This is a genomic window from Cellulomonas sp. P24, from assembly GCF_024704385.1.
In the GTDB taxonomy this organism is placed as follows: Bacteria; Actinomycetota; Actinomycetes; order Actinomycetales; family Cellulomonadaceae; genus JAJDFX01.
Map to the genome: position 1 here is coordinate 1 of NZ_JAJDFX010000002.1, position 20812 is coordinate 20812.

Genomic DNA, 20812 nt, shown 5'->3' on the forward strand with positions numbered 1-20812 from the left:
CGACCGAAGCCAGGACGGCATCTGGGCCGAGACCGGCACGTCTCGACAGGTGGCGCAACAAGCTCATCCAGCCCGCCGCCAATGGCGTACGCGCCATCTACCAGTTCGTGCGAGTACGTGCTTGAGGACGCCACCTCCGTGCAATACGACGTCATGATCCTCAGGACGCCCTACCCCCCTCAAGGCCCCGCTGAACTCGCGGCGCCGACACCCAGGCTTCGGCTGGCAACGGACAGTCGAAGGCGCCACCCAGCCGAGAAGGAGAACTGCCAGCCCAGCGAGAGGCAGATCGACGCCAGATGGAACGTCCGGTCGTACCGGTGCGTGTGAGGGGTATGAGCGTGCTTGAGCCGGATGTAGCAGGGCGGCAGTGGCTGCCGCCCGAGGCGGACGACGTCGAGGTCGTCCTCGAGCCGGCCCGCAGCCACGAGCAGGAGTTCGTGGACTTCGTGCGATCGGCGAAGGATCCGCTGTATCGGATGGCCTACCTGCTGTGCGGGGACCCGCACCGGGCCGAGGACCTCGTGCAGCAGACGTTCGAGCGGACGTGGCGGTCGTGGCGGTCTGCTCGCAACGGCGATCCGCTCGTGTGGTCGCGCCGGATCCTGGCGAACCTGCGCATCGACACCTGGCGCAGAACCCGTCGGGAGGTGCTCACCGGCACCGCGCTCGACCTGGCCGACGACGCCCGCGGCGAGCGGACGGTCGACAGCCGCGACGCCGTCGTCCGCGCGCTCCTCGCCCTCCCCGTCAAGCAGCGGCGCATCGTGGTGATGCGCCACCTGCTGGAGCTGAGCGAGGACGAGGTCGCCGCCGAGCTGGGCATCCCGGTCGGCACCGTCAAATCAACGGCGTCCCGGGCACTCGCCCGGCTGCGCGCAACGGTCGGCACGTCGGAGGGGATGGGGTCATGAGCACGGACACGGAACAGTTCGCCGGCAGGCTGCGAGCCGGTCTCGATCTCGACGGACTGCACTCGGGCCTCGAGCCCGTCGCGGTCTTGGCCGGCAGCCGCCGAGCGCGGCGTCGCCGCACCCTGGGACTGACTGCGGGGGCATTGCGGCCGGAGTCGCCGTGGCCGTCGCTGCCCTGGCGCTGCCGGGCGCCCTGATGTCGTCGCCCACGGTCGCACCCGCGGGGCCCACGGAGGCGCCCGCAGTGTCAGCGGAGAGCGTGGAGACTCTGGCCCCTGGTGTCACGGCGGTCGGTGCGGTCACGGGCGACGGCCCAGCATGGAGCACGGGCCTTGCCGTGCGCACACCGCAGGGCACCGACCCGTGACCCTCGCCGCCGGGACCGCCGCCGATCTGAGCGAGACGACCGCTGGGACGGGTGTGCAGGTCGATCACGCTCTCCGGATCGTCGTCGGCCCCGCGGACGCGCCCGCCGCCTCGTTCGTGGTCGCGTGGGCCGGTGTCCGCGAGTCACCCGCGCCGACGGCCCCAGCGTCCGGACGGGTCGTGGACCCGTCCGCCGTGACGCTGTACGACGTGGGCGATCCCGGCCTCGACGCTGGTGGGCTGCCCGTCGCCAACCGGGTCATGGCCGGCGTCGTCCCCGCTTGGCTGCCCGGCGCCCACGTCGTGTTCTTCACCTCCGGCGACCTGACTGACCCGTCGGGCACAAAGGTGCACGCCGTGGAGGGTGCCGACGTTCGCGGACCCCGGTGGCTCGGGGGCTCGCGTCTACCTCGCCGTCGCCGACGCCCAGGTGCCGGTCGGGCAGCGGGCGCGCGGGATCTTCTACGTGTCCGACGACGGGACGTTCATCGATGCGGACGGCACCTGCGCCGACGCGCGCCAGACGCCGGCATGCGACGGCGCGCGGCCCGACGGCCTCGACCTCAAAGCAGAGCTGCTGTCCGCGATCCGGTGACAACGGCCCTGGGGCACCCCTGGACACTTCTCTTCCGTGAGCGGCCTGGTTGTGTCCATTGATGTCGAGCTCGCGGAGGCCTGCGGGGCGAGGGGATGTCCTCGCTCACCTCAAGGTTCATGCGCGTCCGCGAGGGAGATGAGGCCCATGCCGGAGCCCGTCCTACATTCAGATGCTCGAATGAATGCCGTCAGCAGCGTCGACGCGATTCAGCGTTTGGACGTGGTCGAGGCGCCGTGTGCGTCGAGTGCGGCGACGGCGAGGATGACGCTGGCGGCCGTCCAGGCCAAGGGTGCGGGGGCGCCGGGAGTGCCGTCGGAGTTGACCTTCTCCGGGAGGCTGCCCCAGCTGGTCCGGTGCGCACTGAGCCAGTCGAGCCAGTGGCCGGCCACGAGTGGGTCGTTGTCGGATGCCGCGGCCAGGGCGACAAGGGCCGTCTCCGGGGTCCAGGAGAGGCCGTCCTGCTTCCAGCCCGCGCCGGGCGCGAGTCCACCGGCCGGCCGCATCGCGTCGACCTGGTAGCGCCGCCATGCGGTCACCACACCAGCCGAGGGCCGGTCTGTGAAGGGTGGCATGAGGAAGCAGATGGCCGCGTCGGTCCCACCGGAGGTCTCATAGCGCTGGTACCCGTTGGGCTGGAAGCCTTGTGCGATGAGGCGCTCGAGTCCGTCAGCTGCTTGATTGGACCGCGCCGCGGCAACGGGGTCGTCCAAAACTGCGTAGAGCCGCGCGCTCGCCCGTAAACCTGCCAGCAGCGGCGCCGCGGTGCCGAGCGTCAGGTTGGCTTCTCGCTGCTCCCAGTAGTCCGAGCTTGCCGGCGGTAGGCGGGATCCGTCGCTGACTTGGTCGAGCGCGAATCCAGTCGCAGACTCCAGGAGACCTTGGAACTGGGCGGCGGTCGCGCGAGGGTCGCTGCTCGACGCGGCGACCTGGTCGAGTGCCCACAGCGCCCAGCCCGCGCCGTCAGCCTGTTGGGAACGTCGATCGGGTGGGTCGTCACGGCCGAGGAGGTACCGGGCCTGGAACCCACCGTCGTCGCCCTGCACGCTCGCGAGGAAGCCCAGGATCTGCTCCGCCTCGTGAGCATGTCCGGTCTTCGCGAGGGCCGCCGCCGCGAACGCGTTGTCGCGCGGCCACGAGAACCCCCAGTTCTCGCCCGCACCTGCGGCGAGCAAACCGACGGGTTCGCTCAGCTGGTGCAGGTCGAGGAGGGCGTAGCGCACCATGTCGGCCCACGGGGTGCCGACACCCGGGATGGTGCCGCTGCTCAGCCAGCGCTGGTCAGCGGTCGGGCCGACCGTGTCGGAGAAGTCGGTGGTGATACGCCACGCCGACGTGGTGACCAGCTCGACGTGATGCGACACGCCGATCGATGTCCCGCCGCGCCGATCAACGATTGACCAGCCAGTAGCGACGCAAGCGGTCACAGCGACAGCCTCCAAGCCGGCAGTCAAACGCATGCGATGTCCCACCAGCGCGCCTCCTGGGTTGGTTCCGTCCGGTTGTCACGGGACTGTGATTCGCTGACGAACGCACCAATCGATCAGGCGCTGACGGGGCGGCTGGAGCCCCGCACCGATCGCGCGCCTCCTAGGCATTGCCGGACAGATTGCGCAGTTGCCGGCGGCCCCATTCCACGCGAGAACAGCAGGGACCGTCGGTCGGCGCGGCAAGCTCAATTGGCTGAGGCGACTACCCGCGGGGCCCGAGCCACCCGGACCGGCCCGGCGACGGCCGCCGGCTGCGCCGCCTGCCGCAGTCGCGCCGCCTCGCGCACGGTGAACAGGTCCGCGCCGCCGCACCACTCGACCGCCTCCGCCAGGGTCAGTCGCTCCTGCTCGGTCATCTGCACCAGCGCCGCCCCGGCGCGCGCCTCGCATGCCGTGACCACCGCGTCCCGCTCGGCCAGCGCCGAGACGACCACCACCCCGAGCGCGTCGCGCCGCCGCTCCTGCTCCACCCTCCGCGCCCGCATCCGCGCTTGCGCATCCAGCGCCGTCCGCCGCGCCCGCTGCCTCGCCGTCTGATCCGCCATCGGGACTCCCCTACTCGTGTGACCTCACCTCCGAAGGCCGACACGAGCCCGCACGCGCTCACCAGCACCAGCCCACGCACCGCCGACGACGTCCCCTCTACGTGACGACGACCGACGACCAGCGACCGCACCGCCCCGACACGACCCGAAGCCACCAAAGCGCTGCCCCACACCTCTTGCATTCCCGGGAGGAAGGCGGTCAGTCAACCCAGAGTTGACCGGCCATCTCTCGATCGCCGAGGCCACCCCGGACGCCTTCGGCGGATGTGACCATGTCGATCCACAAGCTGACGGCCGGGAGCGGGTACGACTACCTGACCCGCCAGGTCGCAGCCCAGGACGCGACCGAGAAGGGCCACACCAGCCTCGCGTCCTACTACTCGGCCAAAGGCGAGGCCCCCGGCACCTGGATCGGGTCCGGGGTGGCCGGCATCGACGGGCTCCACGAGGGCGACGAGGTCACCGCCGAGCAGATGCGCAATCTGTTCGGCGCCGGCAAGCACCCGCTGGCCGAGCAGCTGCGCGCCGCAGCCGCCGGGGCCGGGCTGAGCGAGCGCGAGCAGGAGACCGCCACGTGGCTGGGCAACCCATTCCGGGTCTACGCCAACGACACCTCCGCGTTCCGGATCCGCGTGGCAAGGGGAGGTCGCCGCCCTCAACGCCACCCGCGGAGTACGCTCCGCCGACCCGGTGCCGCTGGACGACAGGGCGCGCATTCGCACCCAAGTCGCGGCCCAGATGTTCCGTGAGGAGCACGGCCGCGAGCCCGCCGACGCCCGCGAGCTCGCGGCAACGATCGCCAAGCACTCCCGCCCACGCACCAACGCTGTCGCGGGCTACGACCTCACGTTCTCCCCGGTCAAGAGCGTCAGCACGCTGTGGGCGATCGCCGACCGACCGACCGCGGCCGCGATCGAACGGGCACACCAGGCGGCGGTCAGGGACGCGCTGACGTTCCTCGAGAGCACAGCCCTGTTCACCCGCGAGGGCACCGACGGCGTCCGACAGGTCGAGACCCGCGGCCTCGTCGCTGCCGCGTTCACGCACCGCGACAGCCGCGCCGGCGACCCCGACCTGCACAGCCACGTCGCCGTCGCCAACAAGGTCCAGACCCGCGAGGGCGGTCGGTGGCTGGCCATCGACGGGCGGCTCATGTTCGCCGCGACCGTCGCCGCGTCCGAGACCTACAACACTGCGCTCGAGCGGCACCTGACCGACACCCTCGGTGTGCGGTTCGAGGTCCGCGAGGGCGACGACCCGCGCAAGCGTCCGGTCCGCGAGATCGTCGGCGTCGACCCGGCGTTGGCTGCCCGGTGGTCGGACCGACGAGCCAGCATCGAAGAGCGACGAGCCGAACTGGCCAGCTCGTTCCAGGCCACCCACGGACGCCCGCCCTCCCCCGTGGAGTCCGTGCAGCTGGCACAGCAGGCGACCCTCGAGACCCGGCAGGGCAAGCACGGACCACGCAGTCTCGCCGAGCAGCGCGCCACCTGGGCGGACCAAGCACTGCAGGTCCTCGGCAGCGAGAGCGACGCGCAGGCGATGCTGCACCAAGCACTGCACCCGCCCGTGACGCCCACCCATCGCGTCGATGCCGCGTGGGTCCGCGAGACCGCCGCCACCATCCAGGAGACGCTCCAGGAACACCGCTCCTACTGGCAGCGCTGGCACGTCAGGCCGAAGCCCAACGCCGTGTCCGCGGCGTCGACGTTCCCACCCGCGACGTCGACCGCGTCATCGGCTTCTTGGTCGACGAGGTCCTGACCCGCCGATCGGTGCCGCTCACCCGCACCGAGCAGGACATCGACACCCCCGCCGCGCTGCGCCGCAGTGACGGCGCGAGCGTCTACACGGTCGCCGGGTCGACCCTCTACACCTCCCCCGCCCTGCTCGCTGCCGAAGCACGGATCGTCGCCCACGCCGGCGAGCGGGACGGCACCCGCGTCACATCCGCCGCGGTCGAACGGGCGCTCGCCCAGTCCGCCGCCGACGGCCTGCCGCTCAACGCCGGGCAGGCAGCCCTTGTCACCGAGATGGCCACTTCCGGTGCACGGGTCCAGCTCGCGATCGCCCCCGCCGGAGCGGGCAAGACGACCGCGATGCGCGCCCTGGCCGCCGCGTGGACGGCTGGCGGCGGGGACGTCGTCGGGCTCGCGCCGTCCGCCACTGCCGCGACGGTTCTGGGTGAGGCCATCGCCGCCCGCACCGACACCATGGCCAAGCTCCTGTGGCACCTGGACCACGATCCGGAGCACCTGCCCGGCTGGGCGCGGCGCATCGGCCGGGCGAGCCTGGTCGTCGTCGACGAAGCCGGCATGGCCGACACCCTCTCCCTGGACCGCCTGATCGAGTTCGTCACCGCACGCGGCGCGTCGGTGCGGCTCGTCGGCGACGACCAGCAGCTGTCCGCGATCGGCGCGGGCGGCGTCCTGCGCGACGTGCGCGCCACCTACGGCGCCCTGCACCTCACCGAGCTGATGCGATTCGCCGACCCCTCCGAGGGCGCCGCCTCCTTGGCCCTGCGCGACGGACTGCCCGAGTCCCTCGGCTTCTACCTCGACCAGCGCCGGGTTCACGTCGGGGACCTCACCACCCTCACCGACGACGTCTTCGACGCCTGGCGCACCGACCGCGAGAACGGCCGCGACGCCGTCATGCTCGCCCCGACCCGCGAACTCGTCGGTGAGCTCAACGACCGCGCCCGCACCCACCGCCTCGACGGTCAGACCCCGGAGCGCGCCGTGCCCCTCGCCGACGGGTCGACCGCCTCGGCCGGCGACACTGTCCTGACCCGGGCCAACGACCGGAAGCTGCGCGTGACCGGCACTGACTGGGTCAAGAACGGTGACCGGTGGCACGTCACCGCCGTGCACCCGACCGGGGCGCTGACCGTCCGGCACACCACCAGCCGATGTAGCGTCGACCTCCCCCCGGACTACGTGCGCACCTCGGTCGACCTCGGCTACGCCACGACGATCCACACCGCCCAGGGCGTCACGGCGGACACCAGCCACACGCTCCTGACCGGGCAGGAGTCCCGGCAGCTCGCCTACACCGCGGTGACGCGCGGCAAGACGGCCAACCACCTGTACCTCGAGGTCGTCGGCGACGGCGACGAGCACAACGTCATCCGCCCCGAGTACGTCCACCCACTCACCGCGACCGACCTCCTCGAACGCATCCTCGCCCGCGACGATTCAGCGCAGTCGGCCCACACCACACGCCGGGTCGCCGAGGACCCCGCCACCCTGCTGGGCCAAGCGGCGGCCCGGTACGTCGACTCCCTGCACGTCGGCGCCGAACAGCTGCTCGGCGCCGAGCAGGTCGCTCGCCTGGACAGCGCCGCGGACCTCGTCGTGCCCGAGCTGACCAAGGCCGCCGCGTGGCCGACTCTGCGCGCGCACCTGCTCCTGCTCGCGGCCCAGGGAGGCGACCCCGTCCTTCGCCTCCGCGCCACGGCCGGTGCACGCGAGCTGGACACCGCGGACGACGTCGCTGCCGTGCTCGACTGGCGGCTGGACGACACCGGCCTGCGCAACGCCGGCACCGGACCCCTGCCCTGGCTGCCCGGCATCCCCGCCTCCTTGTGCGAGGACCCACAGTGGGGCCCGTACCTCGCAGCCCGCGCCGCACAGGTGCGCGACCTCACCCAACAGGTCACCGAGCAGGCGCGATCGGACCAGTCGACGCCGCAGTGGGCCCGCACCGGGCAGCGTCGCCCCGACGACGAGCTCCTCGTCGACGTCGCCGTGTGGCGCGCGGCCACCGGGGTGCCTGACAGCGACCGGCGCCCCACCGGCGCTCCCCAACTCGGCAAGGCCGCCGCCCGGTACCAGCAGGCACTGGACTCCCGCCTGGCCACCCACCACACCCCGGCCCTCGCCGAGTGGCAGCCCCTGCTCGACCGCGCAATCACCGACACCACACGGGACCCGTTCATACCGGTCCTCGCCGAGCGACTCTCAGCCCTGTCCCGCGCCAGTCTCGACGCCCCGCAGGTCGTCCGCCGTGCCCTCGCCGACGGCCCCCTTCCCGACGACCACGCCGCAGGTGCCCTGTGGTGGCGCATCACCGGTCGCCTGTCTCCCGCGGTGGCCGCGCGAGCCGAGTCCGACCACCACCTGGCCGCGTCGTGGACCCCCGGCTCGCTGACCTCGTCGGCCAGGACACGGCCGACACGTTGCAGGCGAGCCCGTGGTGGCCTGCCCTGGTCACCGCCGTCGACCACGCGATCGCCCGCGGCAGCACCGTCGAGGACCTGCTCGTTGGTCGGATCGCCGACGACGACGTCGACCCGTGCCAGGCGCTCGTCTGGCGGATCTCCATCCTCATAGACCCCGTCATCGACGATCCCGACCGGTACGCGCCCACCCCCGCGCTCGGTGGCGACGACGTCGACCCGTTCGGGCAGGGACGAACCGCAACACGCGCTCGTCGCCCCCACCGACGACGAGTGGCAGCACCTGCTGCCCGCGGTTGACCAGACCTACGACGACCCGTTCGCGCCCGAACCGGACGAGTCCGCCTCGAGGGACCCCTTCGACGACCCTGCAATCGTCGAGGCCTACCTCACCCTCGCGGCGGCTGTGCGAGCCCACGCCACCACACTGCCGCCTACCGACCGGATGATTGACGCCCAGGCGTCCCGTGAGTTCGACGCCGCCATGGCACCGGTCAGCCCTGCCCGCATCCTCGAGCTCAACCGACTGGCCACCGACTACTACGTGCGCCAGTTCCCCGGTTCCTGGGCCCAGCCCTACCTGGCCGAACGGCTCCGTACCGACCTGACCGGCGACCCGTACGTGCTCCCCGGGTACGCCCCGGCCGGTTGGACCCGGCTCGTCGATCACCTGCGCCGCCAGGGCGTCACCGACCTGGAGCTCACCGAGTCCGGCCTGGCCAGCGTCGCGCGGACCGGTCGCCTCATCGACCGCTTCCGCGATCGCCTGATCTTCCCGATCACCCGCGTCGCCGCCGACGGCCAGCTCGAACCCCTCGGCTTCGTCGGCCGCCGTCACCCCGACGCGACCGACCAGACCGGCGGACCGAAGTACCTCAACACCCCCGACACCCCGCTGTTCCACAAAGGTGCGCAGCTCTTCGCCGTGCGCCGCGATCTCCTTGCCCAGGGAGCTGCGCCGGTCCTCGCTGAAGGCCCCATGGACGCCCTTGCCATCTCCCTCGCCGGCCAGGGCACCTACGTCGGAGTCGCCCCCCCTCGGGACATCGCTCACCGAGGAACAGGCCGCCGAACTTGCTGCCGCCACCCACCGCGTCGGTGTCACACCGCTCATCGCCACCGACGCCGACCTCGCAGGCCAGATCGCCGCCCAACGCGACTATTGGCTCCTCACCGCACACGGCATCAACCCCGCCGCCGTGGTGCTGCGCGCCGGCAGCGACCCCGCCGACCTGCTAGCCACCTCCGGCCCGGGCGACCTCCACGTGGCACTGAGTCGGGCGTTCCCTTTGGCCGACGCGCTCGTGCAGGAGCGCCTCCACACGCTCCATGGCACCGCGGGTCTGCGCGCAGCGGTGATCGTCCTCGCCGCCAGCTCACCCGAAGGCTGGGATCTCGGCGCGGTCCGCATCGCCACGGCGACTGGCGTACCGGACCACGTGGTTCGCCGCGAACTGGCTCGGGCGGCCAAGCGATGGACCCACGACCCTCGGACCGCCGCCGGCGCACAGATCGGCGGCCTGTCGTTGGTACGCGACCGCGCCATGTCCACCGCAGCGATCGCCGCTCCCGACGCGGAGCCGGTGCCGTCCGCTGATCGGCATGCGCTGCGCGCTCGCCAGACACCCCGTACACGCACACCACGGCGATGAGCCGTATCGACATCATCGCTCGCAAGGCTGACGACTCGCCTGCGAGCAGCGGGTTAACACGGGATCCGCGCCGCCGGCTGACGCCGTCTCCGTCGCTTGTTCGTCCAGCCCCTCCCAGAGCGGATCGGCTCAGGAGTGGTGTCGGTGCTGCTGTATAGCGTGCGCAGCATGAGAGGCGTGAGATGCCCCACGGCCCGCCCGGCTGTCGCTACCGAGGTCGAAGCTAGCGTGATCGCCTCTCGGGTTCGCAAGGGGCGAAGGCAGAGAGGTGTAGATACTGCGGATGGTGGCACGTCGTCGGACTCGGTCCGGCGCTCGAGCGGCCGTCGAAACATCGCTCACGTCACTAGCCACGTTCCGCGGATGGTCGAGTTGAGCGCGCCAGTAGGCGGCCGCTGGTGAAGACCACTGTGAGCAGCGCTAGCCGACGACGACGGGCCCCGAACCGAGTGTCGCCGCGGGCCATCGACTGCGACTTTGGAAGTACTCCAGCGCTTCGGGGGCATCCGTGAACTCAAGCAGGCCCCCGACCTTCGCGGCTAGGAGGTCTCGAACCTCGTCGGGTGTCGCGAAGAAGAACTCCCGACGTTCGTTTACGAAGTTCACCCGCCGGTCTTCGAACGCCCTATGCAGTTCGCCCTCGAGCGTGATGGCGTCTTCGGAGAAGAACAGCGCATGTACGTCGAAACGGAACGGCACGGACGCGTCGCCCAGTTCCCGGATCCGATCTCGCGGCTCGAGGCGCCGCGTCATGCCGATCTTCACCACGTTTGGGCCGAAGGCGCCGACGTTGGAGATCACGTAGACGTAGCCGGCGCGGATGTTGGCGATCCGGTAGTCGTTCGCCTCGATTGCCTCGTCGATCTGGGCGAGGCGGCCAGCCAACTCGTCCGCCGCCGCGTCGTCGCCGCTCGCACGCAGCGACGCCATGACAATGACGTAGTGGGACTTCTCCTTCTCGAGGCGTTCCCTCTCGGCCGCAAGTTCCTGCTCCGCTCGGCGCTGCTCGCGCAACTGTTCGCGCTCCTCGCGTGCGAGTTCCCGTTCCTCCTGCACCTTCATCTGGAAGTCCGCCGTCAGTTCCAGTTCGGCCAGGCGCAGGGCGTGGAAGGCCGGGTTCACCCGCATCTCCATGATCGTGCCCAGCTTCTCGATCGCCGCAACGGCGGCCTCGAGCCGCTTCTTCGCAGTGCTGATGTTCCCGGATCGCAGTGATCGAACGCAGTTGTCGGCCTCGGCGTTGTATGCGCGAAGCATCAACTTGGAGAGGTCGCCGACCATCTTGCGGCCTTTGGCCAGGGATCCGTCGAAGGTGAACCGGTCCGCTGCCAAGACAGGCTGGCCAACCCTCACGATCGAGTCGATCTGAGTTTCGAGGTCCCGGAGTCTGTCCTTATACGCGGCCGCGTCCTCAAGCGGATGGTGGTAGCGGTAGATGCCCACGTCCTGCAGCACCCGCTGATCACTCAACTCGATGGCCTCCCCCGCGGCTGGCCCGCGCAGCAGTCAAGGCCACCTCGAGCTCAGCGATGCGACTCAGAAGCGTAGCCGCGTCCGGCTGAGTCAGCAGGTCCTGGGCGGTCCCGGAGACGAGACTCGCTTCGATCGCTGTCGAAGGGACGACGCGCGACTCCCCGGCTGATGTTCCAGGCTCGTCGTCGAGCCCTGCAGCCGGTATCCAAAGCTGCCAACCGACGGGCAGGTCTGGCCAGGACGGGTCGGGCTTCCATCCCGGCGGCGGCGCCCAACCGGGCGGCGGGGTCGGCCAACCCGGAGGCGGGTTGTACCTCACTCGGCGCTCCGCGCTCGCACACCTCTGCTGGTGTCTGCTGGTGTGACGTCGAAAGGCGACTTCGACACCGCGGCCCCCAGATGCGCCAGGGTTGCCTGCGGCACGACCTTCTCCAGGTCGAAGTTGCTGAAGGACTCTCGGTCTGCCGACACGATCACCAGAGGGACGCTCTCCGGCCTTCCTGTGGCGGGCGCGATCCGGTCGACACCCACGGTCAGCGCAATGGAGTGGACCTTGCCCGCACGGTCGGCTTCGAAGACCTCATGCAGCGTGCGCACCGCGACCTGCCACACGGCGCCCGCGTAGCGGTCCTTCTGAGCCTTGACCGGCAAGGGAGTCGCCGCGATGAGGTCCTTGGCCTTCACATACTTGTACTCCTTCACTGCAGGGAGCGTTGGCGGCTCCGGCACAGTCACCGTCAGCGTGAGCTCGCGCGTGTCGAGCGTGAACTGATAGTCGTGGCGGACAGGGAACGCCTCCGGGTACACCGAGTTCGACAGCACAATCCCCACGTACTGCTGGATCGCGGACTCCACGTCGAATGCCAGCTCGTTGACGAACGTGTCCAGCTCCTGATTGCGGGCCTCGACTTCGGCTTCACGCTGTCGACAAGCCTCCGCATAAGCTGATTCCGCGGCTGCGAGGCTCGTGATCCGCCGCCGTTCGACGCCCTCACGCCGCGCTTGTGCCGCGACGTAGGCCGCGTGCAGGGCCGTCGCCTCCTCATGCCACTTCAGACGTGCGGCCTCGTAGCCGGACCGCGCACGCTCGACTGCTTCCTGATGCCGCTTCTTGCCACCGAAGGCTGCCCCTAGAGCGCTCGGACCCGACGGTTCCACGTAGGCGGGCTCCGTCGGGTAAACCAGTTCCGGCATGGCCGGCGTTGGGTTGGCAAGAACACCGGCGTCGAACGGCGGATGTTCCGCCGTGGACCTGAGACTCTCCAGGTCGATGTGGTCGTCAACCTCGAGAGTCCAGGCCAGCAAGCCGTCGATCTCTCCGTAGACCCTCGCCAGATCCGAATTCAGTGACGCAACCTTGGCGAGCTTGTACTCGGTGTAGAGGCGCGCGGCCTCGCGCTCAGCAGTCTTCTGATCCGCGAGCGAGGCACGACTGACCGCCAACCGCGCTCGCTCCGCGGCCTTTCGAGAGCGATCCAACTCACGCTCCGCGCTTGCACGCGCCCGGTCGTTAGCTACCTGCTGCGCCCTACTCCGCTTCTCAGCCTGCTGCGCCTGATAGTTCATCTCCGCGAAGAAGCCGCGCTTGGCCACAGATCCCCCTCGACACGTCTGACACCCCAGCAAGCGTGGACGCCTGCCCCCGAACACCGTATCCCTCGACGCCGACGGCGCCGGCGAATCCGAGCCAATCCCGTTCCTCAACGGAGCAGATCGCGTGGATTTAGCCCGCTGGGTCGATTGTCGCTTGGGTGGCATGCGTCCAGACGAGGACGCCATTCTGCGAGGAGCCCCATCCGTCGGCGAACTTTCAAGTCTCGAGATCAGGCCCCGGGCCATCGATGATCTGGAGTTGCGGCTGTGTCGACCGTCCGTGCCACACCGGCGTGGGTGACATTGCGGCGGGCGCGGTCAGAGTGCCGAGATCGGCGTGCTGCACGGCTGCTCGTTCTTGCACGGCCGCTTCAGCCGTGTGCCTCGCATGCCGACTCTTCGCGGGCCAGGCCTGATGGCCGGCTTCTTGGCAATGCTGGCTCATCCGCTGGCGCATCCGGTCGGCGAAGGCAGGCAGCGCGTACCTGTGCCACTCCTCAAGGCCGTCGGCGGTCAACCCGAGGCCAGCTCGGCGGCGCAGGTCGGCGAGGACAGCGAGCTCGTGCACCAAGTGGGGGTGGCTGGGCCAGCACGACGGAATCATCGCGTCGGCGTCCCACACATACTCATGGTTGAGCCAGGTGACGACCTGCTCGAGCCAGCGCCAGATCTCGGCCCGCAGTTGAGGGTCGACGCATGTCGCCGGATCCCAGGGGCGGGCCAGCAGGCGCGGGTCCCCCAGAGCGTTCTGCTGCTCGAGCATCCCGCCGCCCCCGGCCAGGTCGAGCTCGGCGTAGGCGTGCTCCACCCGACGGCCCGCTCGCGGGAAGGCACTCATCATCGCCCGGGCCGCCTGGCTCGGTGCAGGAGTGGGAGCCTCGTCGCTCACGGTCGAGTGTCCTCGCGATCATCGACGAGGCCGCGGCGTCGCGCCTCGGCGAGTGCCGCGACGGCACGAGCCTCAGGGCTGAGCTGGTCCCGGTGGCAGGCGGCTACCTCCACTCGCAGAGCGTCCTTGCCGGCCAGCAGTCGCTGGCCCGCCTTGCCGTCGATGCATCTATGCAACTTGGCAATGATCGGCGCACCGTTCTCCGCGAGGACCAGTGCGTGCCGCTCGGTCAGCTGGCGCACCTCGGCCGGGGTGAGGATCGCGATGTCCTCGCCAGACATCTGTCGACCAGCCATCTGCCCGCTCTGCCGGGAGGTGCGCGCTACGCGTACCTGACCGAGCAGGTCCGAGACCTCCTTGTTGAACGCGACGTCCTTCGATCCGCCGAACACGATCAGGGTGTTGGTCAGCCCGAGCAGGGTGCGGGTCTCCTGCTCACCGAAGATCGCTGTCAGCTGGGGCCATGCCTGGGCGGCCCAGATGAAGCTAATGCCCAGAGCGCGCTCGTTGGCCATGCGGGTGCGCAGGGTCGGCAGCGGCGCGGTCGAGGGCAGCTCGTCCAGCACGGCGTGGAACGGCGGGCACAGCCGTCCCCATGAGCTGGCGTTGGCGATCTCCAGTGCGGTATCGAGGACGTGCTCGGCGAAGGCAGTCATGAGCGGCGAGGCGGAGGCGTAGGGATCCTCACGGCCGAGCAGGTAGATGGTGCCGTGCGCCGCGATGACGTCCGCGATCGCTGTGGCTGGGTAACCCGGGCGGGGCACGCATCGGCGTCGGATGTCGTCTTGGAAGAACAGGGACATGGCCTGCTGGATGGTGGTCACGGTGTTACCGGCGGTGCGGTCGTCGCCGTGCAGGGCGCCGTGCAGCAGCCCGCCCCAGAACGACGCAGCGTGCGGGTGTTCGCGCAGGATCTCGCTTGGCTGGGTGGCGGCCAGCGGCCGGGCGACCCACCGCAGCACGTCCTCCAGGCTGCCGCCGGTCAGTGCGGCCGCGTGGAAGAAGCCCTGAAGCACCTTGGCGGCCTCGGCGGCGTAGAACCGCGCGGCGGTGTCGCCATGACCGCCGGCGACGGCGCCCTTGACCGTGCCTGCGGTGAACGCCTTCGCGCGGCGCTCGGCAACGAGCGGGTCGACGCAGCCGCGGATCGGGTCCCACACCACCTCCGGTAGGCCAGGCACGAGGCCGAACGGGTCGAGCACGACGCACGGGCGGCCGCCGGTGGACCGCGGGCCGAACGACAGCAGCAGGTCGTCCACCTTGGTGAGGGTCGCCATCGCGGCTCCGGGCGCGTCGAGGAGCGCGGGCACGAGCAGGTCCAGGGTCTTGCCCGAGCCCTGCGGGCCGATCACGCCCGCGGTGCGGTCCCACGGCACCCACAGCTCGCCCCCGCGAGGCTCGCTCGCCCTGCCGAGCCTCCAGCCGACGTCGGTGGGGTGCAGTCGTCGGTGACGGTGCGTCATCGGCGGCCGCCTCGCGGAGCGCCGTACAGGTCCGGACGGATCACCCGGGCGTGCCGACGCAGCCGGGTCCGGCCAAGCAGCGCCTCGGCCTCCGCCGCGGTGGCCATGCCACGCAGGCGGGCCGGTCCCCAGCGGTCGAGCCCGAGCTTCACCGCCCAGCCGATCACCAGGACGACGAGGAGTTCGACGACGGCGACGCATGCCCACAGCAGCCCGGACGTCGCGGGGTGACCTACGGCGGGCAGACCGGCACCGGCCTGCCCGCCCAGGAGCGGGGCGAGGGTGGTGAACAGCGCCAGGCGGTCGACGAACACCCATCCATTGCCGGCCACGAGGTTCGCGAGCGACCGTCCGGCTTGCAGGCCCAAGACAAGAGCCAGAAGCACAGTCAGCAAGGTCGCCACCGGGATCTCCCAGGTGAACGGGTACGGCGTCGTGCGACGTGATCGCTGCATGTGCCACCTCTGCCTCCCAAAGGCTGCACAGGCTCGGTCGGTGCTCACGGGGCGTCGGAGCGGGCGCCTCCTACTCTTCGCTCAGTCGCTCCAGTTCTGGATACGCAGGACCGGTTCATAGTCGCGGCCGCCGTAGAACCGCCCGCGAGGAGGCACGCGAACCCGACGGGTCAGCAGCCGCTGCCCGCCCGCAACGTCGGTGGCTCGCCGAACACGGCTCCGTCGCGCCGCGTCGAGCCTGCCGATGTCCTGCGGCGAGGTCAGGATGTGATCTCAACGACGGTGCCGACCACCTGTGCAACTGGCGTCCACAGGTCGACCTCGACCTCAGGCGACTCGATGCTCACGACGAGCGAGTAGTCGACCCCCAGGCTGCTCTGATCGTACGTTCCCCGGTTCTTCCACCAGCCGGCGACCGGATAGACGGCGATGGCTCCCTTGCTCGCCAGCGCGGCCGCTGTTCCTCGCCAGATGTCCGTGTGCAGGGAGCCTGGTGCCTGCTGCTGGTTGCTCCCGAATGTCCAGCCCTGTTCGGTGTCGAGGCCCGGCGGACGCTGGCCGTCTTGCCGTGCGCGCGTGTTGATGCGCTCACGGAATGACTCGACGCTCTCCTCAGGACGCCGGGTCGCGAATCGAAGCCCGTGCGAAGGGTAGATATACCGCCCGGTCCAGCCGCGGCTTGAGGGGTTGGGCTCCACGAAGTAGGACAGCGTGATGCGCAGCCGTACCTGGGTCTCGCCAAGATTCTCAAGTTCCTGCACCGGCCACGGCAGGTCATGCAGGTTCATCTCGCGGACCTTGCCGGCGTTGCTAGCGCCGTCTCGTTCGTACGGGTGAATACGCGCCTCGGCGATGAGCGTCAGTGCGTCGGCTGCGCTGCGCAGCGCCCGGCCAGCGTTGGGTACACCCATGCCGTAACGGCGTAGGAGGCTCACCCGGCGACCCATCGTGGTTGCAGCATCCAGGCGGACGCTCATAGCCGGTGTCCACTCGGCCGAGTGGACGATCAAGGCCCGGACGGTCTCAGGGCGGAGTGTCGGGTAGGCCGCCTGGATGTCCGCTGCGATAGCGGCGACCTGCGCTGTGGCGGCCGACGTGTCCCGGGTGGTGGTGAAGAACCCCTCCCCGGGGCGCTGGAGCCGCGTCGTGAGCAGCGCGAGGTTAGGAGGGGTGTCCACGCCGGTCTTGTCCGGTGAAGCGGCGACGTTGCCCCCGTCGGCGACCACCTCAGGCTTGAAGGGCCACTTCTTGCGATCAAAGACGACCGAGGTACGGCTGACCGGCGAGAGCTCGCCGCGCTGCGCGATTGGCGCGTAGCCGGCGAAGTCGGCTGGTGCACCGGACATGTCGTCCTGCTCGGAGTAGGCGCCGACGGTCAGCGCGTTCCACGCCTGCGCAGGGTCCTCGACCGGTTCGACATCGCTTCGATCAAGGTGATCGTCAGTCGCAGCGAGATCGCGGATGTTGCCGGCGGAGACCACAAACAGGCGCGGTCTGCGCGGCTCGTCGCGATCCAGGTAGGTGAACTTCGGGTCGGTGTCGTCGATCGCACGGCCGAACGACAGTGCGTCGATGGTTGCCGACCACGACGTCGGTCGTCCTGCGTCGGTGTGTTCGGCCGGATCCGCTTCGGCCGTCGATGAGACCGGGCGCGGCGCGGTGACTGCCAGCATGAACACTCGAGTGCGATCGGCGGACTGAATCTCGGGCAGGTCCACCGATCGCGCGATCATCGCGCCGTACAGGTCGCGGTCGTTGTCCCCGTGGTCGGGCAGGAACTTCACCGACTCGAGGCCGTGGCGCAGTCTGACTGGTTGGGTGCTGACGATCGCGCCGTGCAGGTCGCCGTACAGCGCCAGCCCGGCCATCTCGGTGCCGTGGGGGTGGAGGGGCTGCACCCGCCAGCGCGGGTCGGCCACATGCAGATCGCTCTCGTTGATCGAGTCGACGAGCAGAGGGTGTCCGGCCTGGATTCCGGTGTCCAGCAGGCATACCACTGGTGCGTTAGCGTCGGCTGCCCGCAAGCGGTTGCGTAGATCTTCGACCCAGTCGGCCTGCTCCATGGCAGGGAGCTCAGCCAGCAGGTTGGCGACGTCGTGCGGTCGCCTCAACTCGGCAATGTCGTCGAGCGCTTCGAACGCCGAGGCCAGTTGGTCGGCGGTCGCGTGCAGGAGCACGACGGTCCTGTCCCCGAAGCCCAGGTAGTGCTCGCTTGTTCGCAACTGAAATCGCGCAGTGAAAGCAGCGAATCGGTCACGCGAGTGCCCGTCGCGTCTGCGGAGCCACACTTCCCACCAGAACGTCTGCGACGCCTCGCTGGGGTAGAGGTCCTCCGGGTCTGTCCAGAGCTCTCGGGTGGTGGCTCGGCGGATCGACTGGATTCCATCGACGAGCGTGGCGTTGCGCGCTCCATCTGTGCTGGCCGTCTCGACGTACGCGGTCAGGCGCTTGGCGAAGTACTCCTTCTTGCCGTCCGGGATGTACACGGTCGCGACTTGAACGCTGCCGCTTTCCCTCTCGTCCTGTCGCACAGCTACAAGTTCGGGTTGGTCCCCCGCTCGTTGCGGGTCCAGGCTCTCCAGGGCCAGCTCAAGGCCCGGGAACGACTGGAATGTGACGTAGGTGCCTTCCGTCTCGGGCTCATCGGGCGGGGCGGTGAACGCTTGCTCGAGCTCGCGGGTGAGACGACTCCCGTGGCGTCGCCGGTCACCGGTGAAGCCCTCCTTCTCGCCGCCGCCTCCGGCGGCAGCAAGCGTGAACGGCTCGGGATGCGGCGGGGTCGGGACGAGGATGTGCGGGCGATCGCGTACAGCCATACTGCCTACGCGATCGGCTCGAGATGAGCACCAGCGCGCGGCCGCTCCGCCAGTGCTGCGACCAGATCTCCGGTCAGGATGCGGGTCCGCCCGTTGAGGACTGTGCGCTTGGCAGCGTTCTCGGTCGCCGTGGCGATCTCCGCGTGGCTAAGCCCGCGCGCCGCCGGGACCACCCGGGGCCAACTGACGTTGCCAGCATGGAAGGACGCCAGTCGGTTGCCGATGACCGCTCTGATGCTCTCGTCATCGGGAAGCGCGAAATCCATGATCGTGTCGAATCGCCGATACAGGGCGTTGTCCAGCAGCTGCGGGTGGTTGGTGGCGGCCACGATGACGCTCTCGGACGTGTCCTCTTCCAGGAACTGCAGGAACGAGTTCAGCACGCGGCGGATTTCGCCGACGTCGTTGGGGGCAGCTCGGTCGCCGGCGAGCGCGTCGACCTCGTCGAACAGGTACACCCCCGGGTCTCGACGAGGGCGTCGAATATCAGGCGCAGCTTCGCGGCTGTCTCGCCCATGTACTTCGTGATGATGGTGTCGAGCCGGATCGCGAACAGCGGAAGCCCGAGCTCGCCTGCGATGACTCGCGCCGTCGAGGTCTTCCCCGTGCCGGGCGGGCCGATCAACAGCAGCCTGCGTGCCGGGTGCAGCCCGTGCCGGGCGAGCATGTCCCGTTGACGTTGTTCGAGCAGGACGTGCCTCAGCCGCTCGGTCAACGCTGCGGACAGCACAAGGTCCGCCAAGCGTGCCTCGGGATAGCTGACAGTCAGCAGAGAGCCCAGCTCCCCGCGTGGGCGCGCGAAGGGCACCACGGCAGCAACCCGCGCCTGCGACGTTGTTCGCTTGCGTAGTTCGTCGACGAGGTCGCGCAGCTCCTGCGCAAACCTCGACTGCCCGGCGCGAGCAGCCTTGGCGGCCACCTGCATCGCGACCGCGTAGAACTGAGAGTCGTCACCATCGGCGTGGCTCTTCACCAGTGCTTTGAGCTGGTCATTGGTCGCCACGCCGTCACCTCCTCCGCAGCTTTCGGCGCCGTGACCAGGGTTGGTCGGCGTCACGTTCAGGATATCGGTTGCGGATCGCGGCCGGCCGTCGCCTCGCTGTCGGGCTCTGTCGTATGGACGCACCACCCGGACGAGGCCGACCGGTGTGCACGGCAACCGCCTCGCGCCGCGGGCGTGCCTGGGCGCGTGGCCTGGACGGGCAAGTACAACTTGTGGCCGACGTGGTCGACGCAGACCTTCCCGCCGCGGAGGACGCTCACCGAGATCGGAGTCGTTGTTAAAAGGCATCACGTCGCAGCCCCGACCCGCCAGATCGAGAACAGGTGATGGTCGGTCCAGTGGCCGTAGTCGTAGTGGCCGACGCGTGATCCGCCGGCCTCGATGGTGAGCTGCTCAGCGGGGTCGAAGACGATCATCACGTGGCCGACGCGGTTGGGGCCGAGGTAGCTGTCGGTGAAGATCAGGTCACCGGGCCGCTCCTGGCCGAGCGGCACCCGGTAGCCGTTGCCTTGCGCGACCCAGTTCTGCTGGGCAGCGGCAGTGCGCGGCAGGGTGATGCCGATCTGCGCGAACGCGGCCCGGGTGAACGCCGAGCAGTCCCATGCGGAGGGCCCGTTGGCGCCGTAGACGTACGGCTCGCCGAGCTGGGCGGTGGCGAACGCCAGGACGGTCGCGATCTGCTGGTTCGGCAGCTCGGGCAGGGCGGGGTTGCCGACGCCGCCGATGCCGCAGTCGGACGGGTCGCCCGCGACTACCCCTCCCCCGTACGCGGCGGCGTAGTACAGGACGTCGTTCACGTACCAGTCGGCGTGGTTGTACGCGAACAACGCTCGTCGCACGCCGTCGACGCCGGCGGTGACCCCCGACGCGGTCAGGTAGTTCGCCGCGCTCATCACCGAGTCGGCGTCGTTGCCGATGTTCGCGCGCCCGTCGCCGGATCCGTCGACGCCGTACCGGGCCCAGCTTTCGGGCATGAACTGCATGAGCCCCTGCGCGCCGGCTGAACTCGTCGCGCGGGTGCGCCCGTGGGCGGTCTCCTCCATGCCGACGCCCGCCAGCAGGGTCCAGGGCAGGTGGTACCGGTCGGAGGCAGCGAGGTAGAGCACCTTGACGGCGTCGGGGATGGTCGCGGCCGGGTTGCGCAGCGACGCCAGGCGAGGTGTGCCCGGTGCCGGCAGCTCGAAGCCGAGCCCACCCTCGCCGGCCGGATCACCGTCGGTGAGGACGACCGCCTTGGCCGAGGCTGCGTCGGAGACCGTGCAGGCCGCCTGGACGGCCCCGCCGGAGACGGTGGACACGATCGCCGCCGCGCCCATCAGAACCAGCGCGACCGGCATGACGAGGGCCACCACGATCCCGGTTGCGAGGACCTTCATGA

16 protein-coding genes and 2 pseudogenes are annotated in these 20812 nt (G+C 70.0%); 8 read left to right on the plus strand and 10 right to left on the minus strand.

Annotated elements, in window-relative coordinates; all coding sequences use genetic code 11:
• The first annotated feature begins 335 nt into the window (after positions 1-335).
• The 3 genes from LJB74_RS00140 to LJB74_RS00150 all read left to right on the plus strand — a co-directional run bounded on the left by LJB74_RS00140 (position 336) and on the right by LJB74_RS00150 (position 1875).
• A complete protein-coding gene (locus LJB74_RS00140; protein ID WP_259306630.1) occupies positions 336-914 on the plus strand; it encodes a SigE family RNA polymerase sigma factor in 579 nt (192 codons plus the stop codon).
• Positions 911-1111, plus strand: a complete 201-nt coding sequence (locus LJB74_RS00145; protein ID WP_259306631.1) for a hypothetical protein — start codon at positions 911-913, stop codon at positions 1109-1111. The genes LJB74_RS00140 and LJB74_RS00145 overlap by 4 nt, the downstream gene beginning before the upstream one ends.
• A 533-nt stretch (positions 1112-1644) precedes the next feature.
• Entirely contained in the window at positions 1645-1875 is a 231-nt protein-coding gene (locus LJB74_RS00150) for a hypothetical protein (protein ID WP_259306632.1), read from the plus strand.
• A 209-nt stretch (positions 1876-2084) separates the two neighbouring features.
• Here the strand turns inward: LJB74_RS00150 and LJB74_RS00155 are convergent, their stop codons facing one another.
• On the minus strand, positions 2085-3239 hold the full coding sequence (locus LJB74_RS00155) for a glycoside hydrolase family 15 (protein WP_259306633.1): 1155 nt from the start codon (positions 3237-3239) through the stop codon (positions 2085-2087).
• A gap of 311 nt (positions 3240-3550) precedes the next feature.
• Positions 3551-3910, minus strand: a complete 360-nt coding sequence (locus LJB74_RS00160) for a hypothetical protein (RefSeq protein WP_259306634.1) — start codon at positions 3908-3910, stop codon at positions 3551-3553.
• 272 nt (positions 3911-4182) lie between these two features.
• Here LJB74_RS00160 and LJB74_RS00165 point away from each other — a divergent pair, with 272 nt between their 5' ends.
• From LJB74_RS00165 to LJB74_RS00185, 5 genes and pseudogenes are all read left to right on the plus strand, one after another.
• On the plus strand, positions 4183-4659 hold the full coding sequence (locus tag LJB74_RS00165; RefSeq protein WP_259306635.1) for a relaxase domain-containing protein: 477 nt from the start codon (positions 4183-4185) through the stop codon (positions 4657-4659).
• Positions 4601-5674, plus strand: coding sequence for a MobF family relaxase (mobF, locus tag LJB74_RS00170; RefSeq protein WP_396125098.1), 1074 nt, complete (start codon positions 4601-4603; stop codon positions 5672-5674). The genes LJB74_RS00165 and mobF overlap by 59 nt, the downstream gene beginning before the upstream one ends.
• The gene (locus LJB74_RS00175; RefSeq protein ID WP_259306636.1) at positions 5656-8244 is read left to right on the plus strand and encodes an AAA family ATPase; all 2589 of its coding nucleotides are present in this window, start codon (positions 5656-5658) and stop codon (positions 8242-8244) included. Before mobF ends, LJB74_RS00175 begins: the two co-directional genes overlap by 19 nt.
• A 330-nt stretch (positions 8245-8574) precedes the next feature.
• Positions 8575-8961: pseudogene (locus LJB74_RS20755) on the plus strand (hypothetical protein); the annotation flags it as partial.
• 118 nt (positions 8962-9079) lie between these two features.
• Positions 9080-9742 carry a toprim domain-containing protein gene (locus LJB74_RS00185; RefSeq protein ID WP_259306638.1) on the plus strand — a complete coding sequence of 221 codons (663 nt, stop codon included), beginning with the start codon at positions 9080-9082 and terminating at the stop codon, positions 9740-9742.
• A gap of 420 nt (positions 9743-10162) precedes the next feature.
• On the opposite strand, the gene LJB74_RS00190 is transcribed toward LJB74_RS00185, so the two are convergent.
• The 8 genes and pseudogenes from LJB74_RS00190 to LJB74_RS00230 all read right to left on the minus strand — a co-directional run bounded on the left by LJB74_RS00190 (position 10163) and on the right by LJB74_RS00230 (position 20810).
• Positions 10163-11197, minus strand: coding sequence for a DUF4041 domain-containing protein (locus LJB74_RS00190; RefSeq protein ID WP_259306639.1), 1035 nt, complete (start codon positions 11195-11197; stop codon positions 10163-10165).
• 333 nt (positions 11198-11530) lie between these two features.
• Positions 11531-12808 carry a hypothetical protein gene (locus LJB74_RS00195; protein ID WP_259306615.1) on the minus strand — a complete coding sequence of 426 codons (1278 nt, stop codon included), beginning with the start codon at positions 12806-12808 and terminating at the stop codon, positions 11531-11533.
• A 217-nt stretch (positions 12809-13025) separates the two neighbouring features.
• Entirely contained in the window at positions 13026-13697 is a 672-nt protein-coding gene (locus LJB74_RS00200) for a hypothetical protein (protein WP_259306640.1), read from the minus strand.
• Positions 13694-15160, minus strand: coding sequence for a type IV secretory system conjugative DNA transfer family protein (locus LJB74_RS00205; protein ID WP_259306617.1), 1467 nt, complete (start codon positions 15158-15160; stop codon positions 13694-13696). The genes LJB74_RS00200 and LJB74_RS00205 overlap by 4 nt, the downstream gene beginning before the upstream one ends.
• Positions 15157-15615 carry a hypothetical protein gene (locus tag LJB74_RS00210; protein ID WP_259306618.1) on the minus strand — a complete coding sequence of 153 codons (459 nt, stop codon included), beginning with the start codon at positions 15613-15615 and terminating at the stop codon, positions 15157-15159. The genes LJB74_RS00205 and LJB74_RS00210 overlap by 4 nt, the downstream gene beginning before the upstream one ends.
• A 260-nt stretch (positions 15616-15875) precedes the next feature.
• Positions 15876-18431 carry a S8 family peptidase gene (locus LJB74_RS00215; RefSeq protein WP_259306641.1) on the minus strand — a complete coding sequence of 852 codons (2556 nt, stop codon included), beginning with the start codon at positions 18429-18431 and terminating at the stop codon, positions 15876-15878.
• Between the two features lie 5 nt (positions 18432-18436).
• Positions 18437-19722: pseudogene (locus LJB74_RS20760) on the minus strand (AAA family ATPase).
• Entirely contained in the window at positions 19722-20810 is a 1089-nt protein-coding gene (locus tag LJB74_RS00230) for a bifunctional lytic transglycosylase/C40 family peptidase (protein ID WP_259306622.1), read from the minus strand. Before LJB74_RS00230 ends, LJB74_RS20760 begins: the two are co-directional and overlap by 1 nt.
• Between the last annotated feature and the right edge of the window lie 2 nt (positions 20811-20812).

Coding starts and splice junctions, on each gene's coding strand:
- LJB74_RS00140 (WP_259306630.1), top strand. CDS start 336: ATGAGCGTGCTTGAGCCGGATGTAGCAGGGCGGCAGTGGCTGCCGCCC.
- LJB74_RS00145 (WP_259306631.1), top strand. CDS start 911: ATGAGCACGGACACGGAACAGTTCGCCGGCAGGCTGCGAGCCGGTCTC.
- LJB74_RS00160 (WP_259306634.1), bottom strand. CDS start 3,910: ATGGCGGATCAGACGGCGAGGCAGCGGGCGCGGCGGACGGCGCTGGAT.
- LJB74_RS00165 (WP_259306635.1), top strand. CDS start 4,183: ATGTCGATCCACAAGCTGACGGCCGGGAGCGGGTACGACTACCTGACC.
- LJB74_RS00205 (WP_259306617.1), bottom strand. CDS start 15,160: ATGACGCACCGTCACCGACGACTGCACCCCACCGACGTCGGCTGGAGG.
- LJB74_RS00210 (WP_259306618.1), bottom strand. CDS start 15,615: ATGCAGCGATCACGTCGCACGACGCCGTACCCGTTCACCTGGGAGATC.
- LJB74_RS00215 (WP_259306641.1), bottom strand. CDS start 18,431: ATGGCTGTACGCGATCGCCCGCACATCCTCGTCCCGACCCCGCCGCAT.
- LJB74_RS00230 (WP_259306622.1), bottom strand. CDS start 20,810: ATGAAGGTCCTCGCAACCGGGATCGTGGTGGCCCTCGTCATGCCGGTC.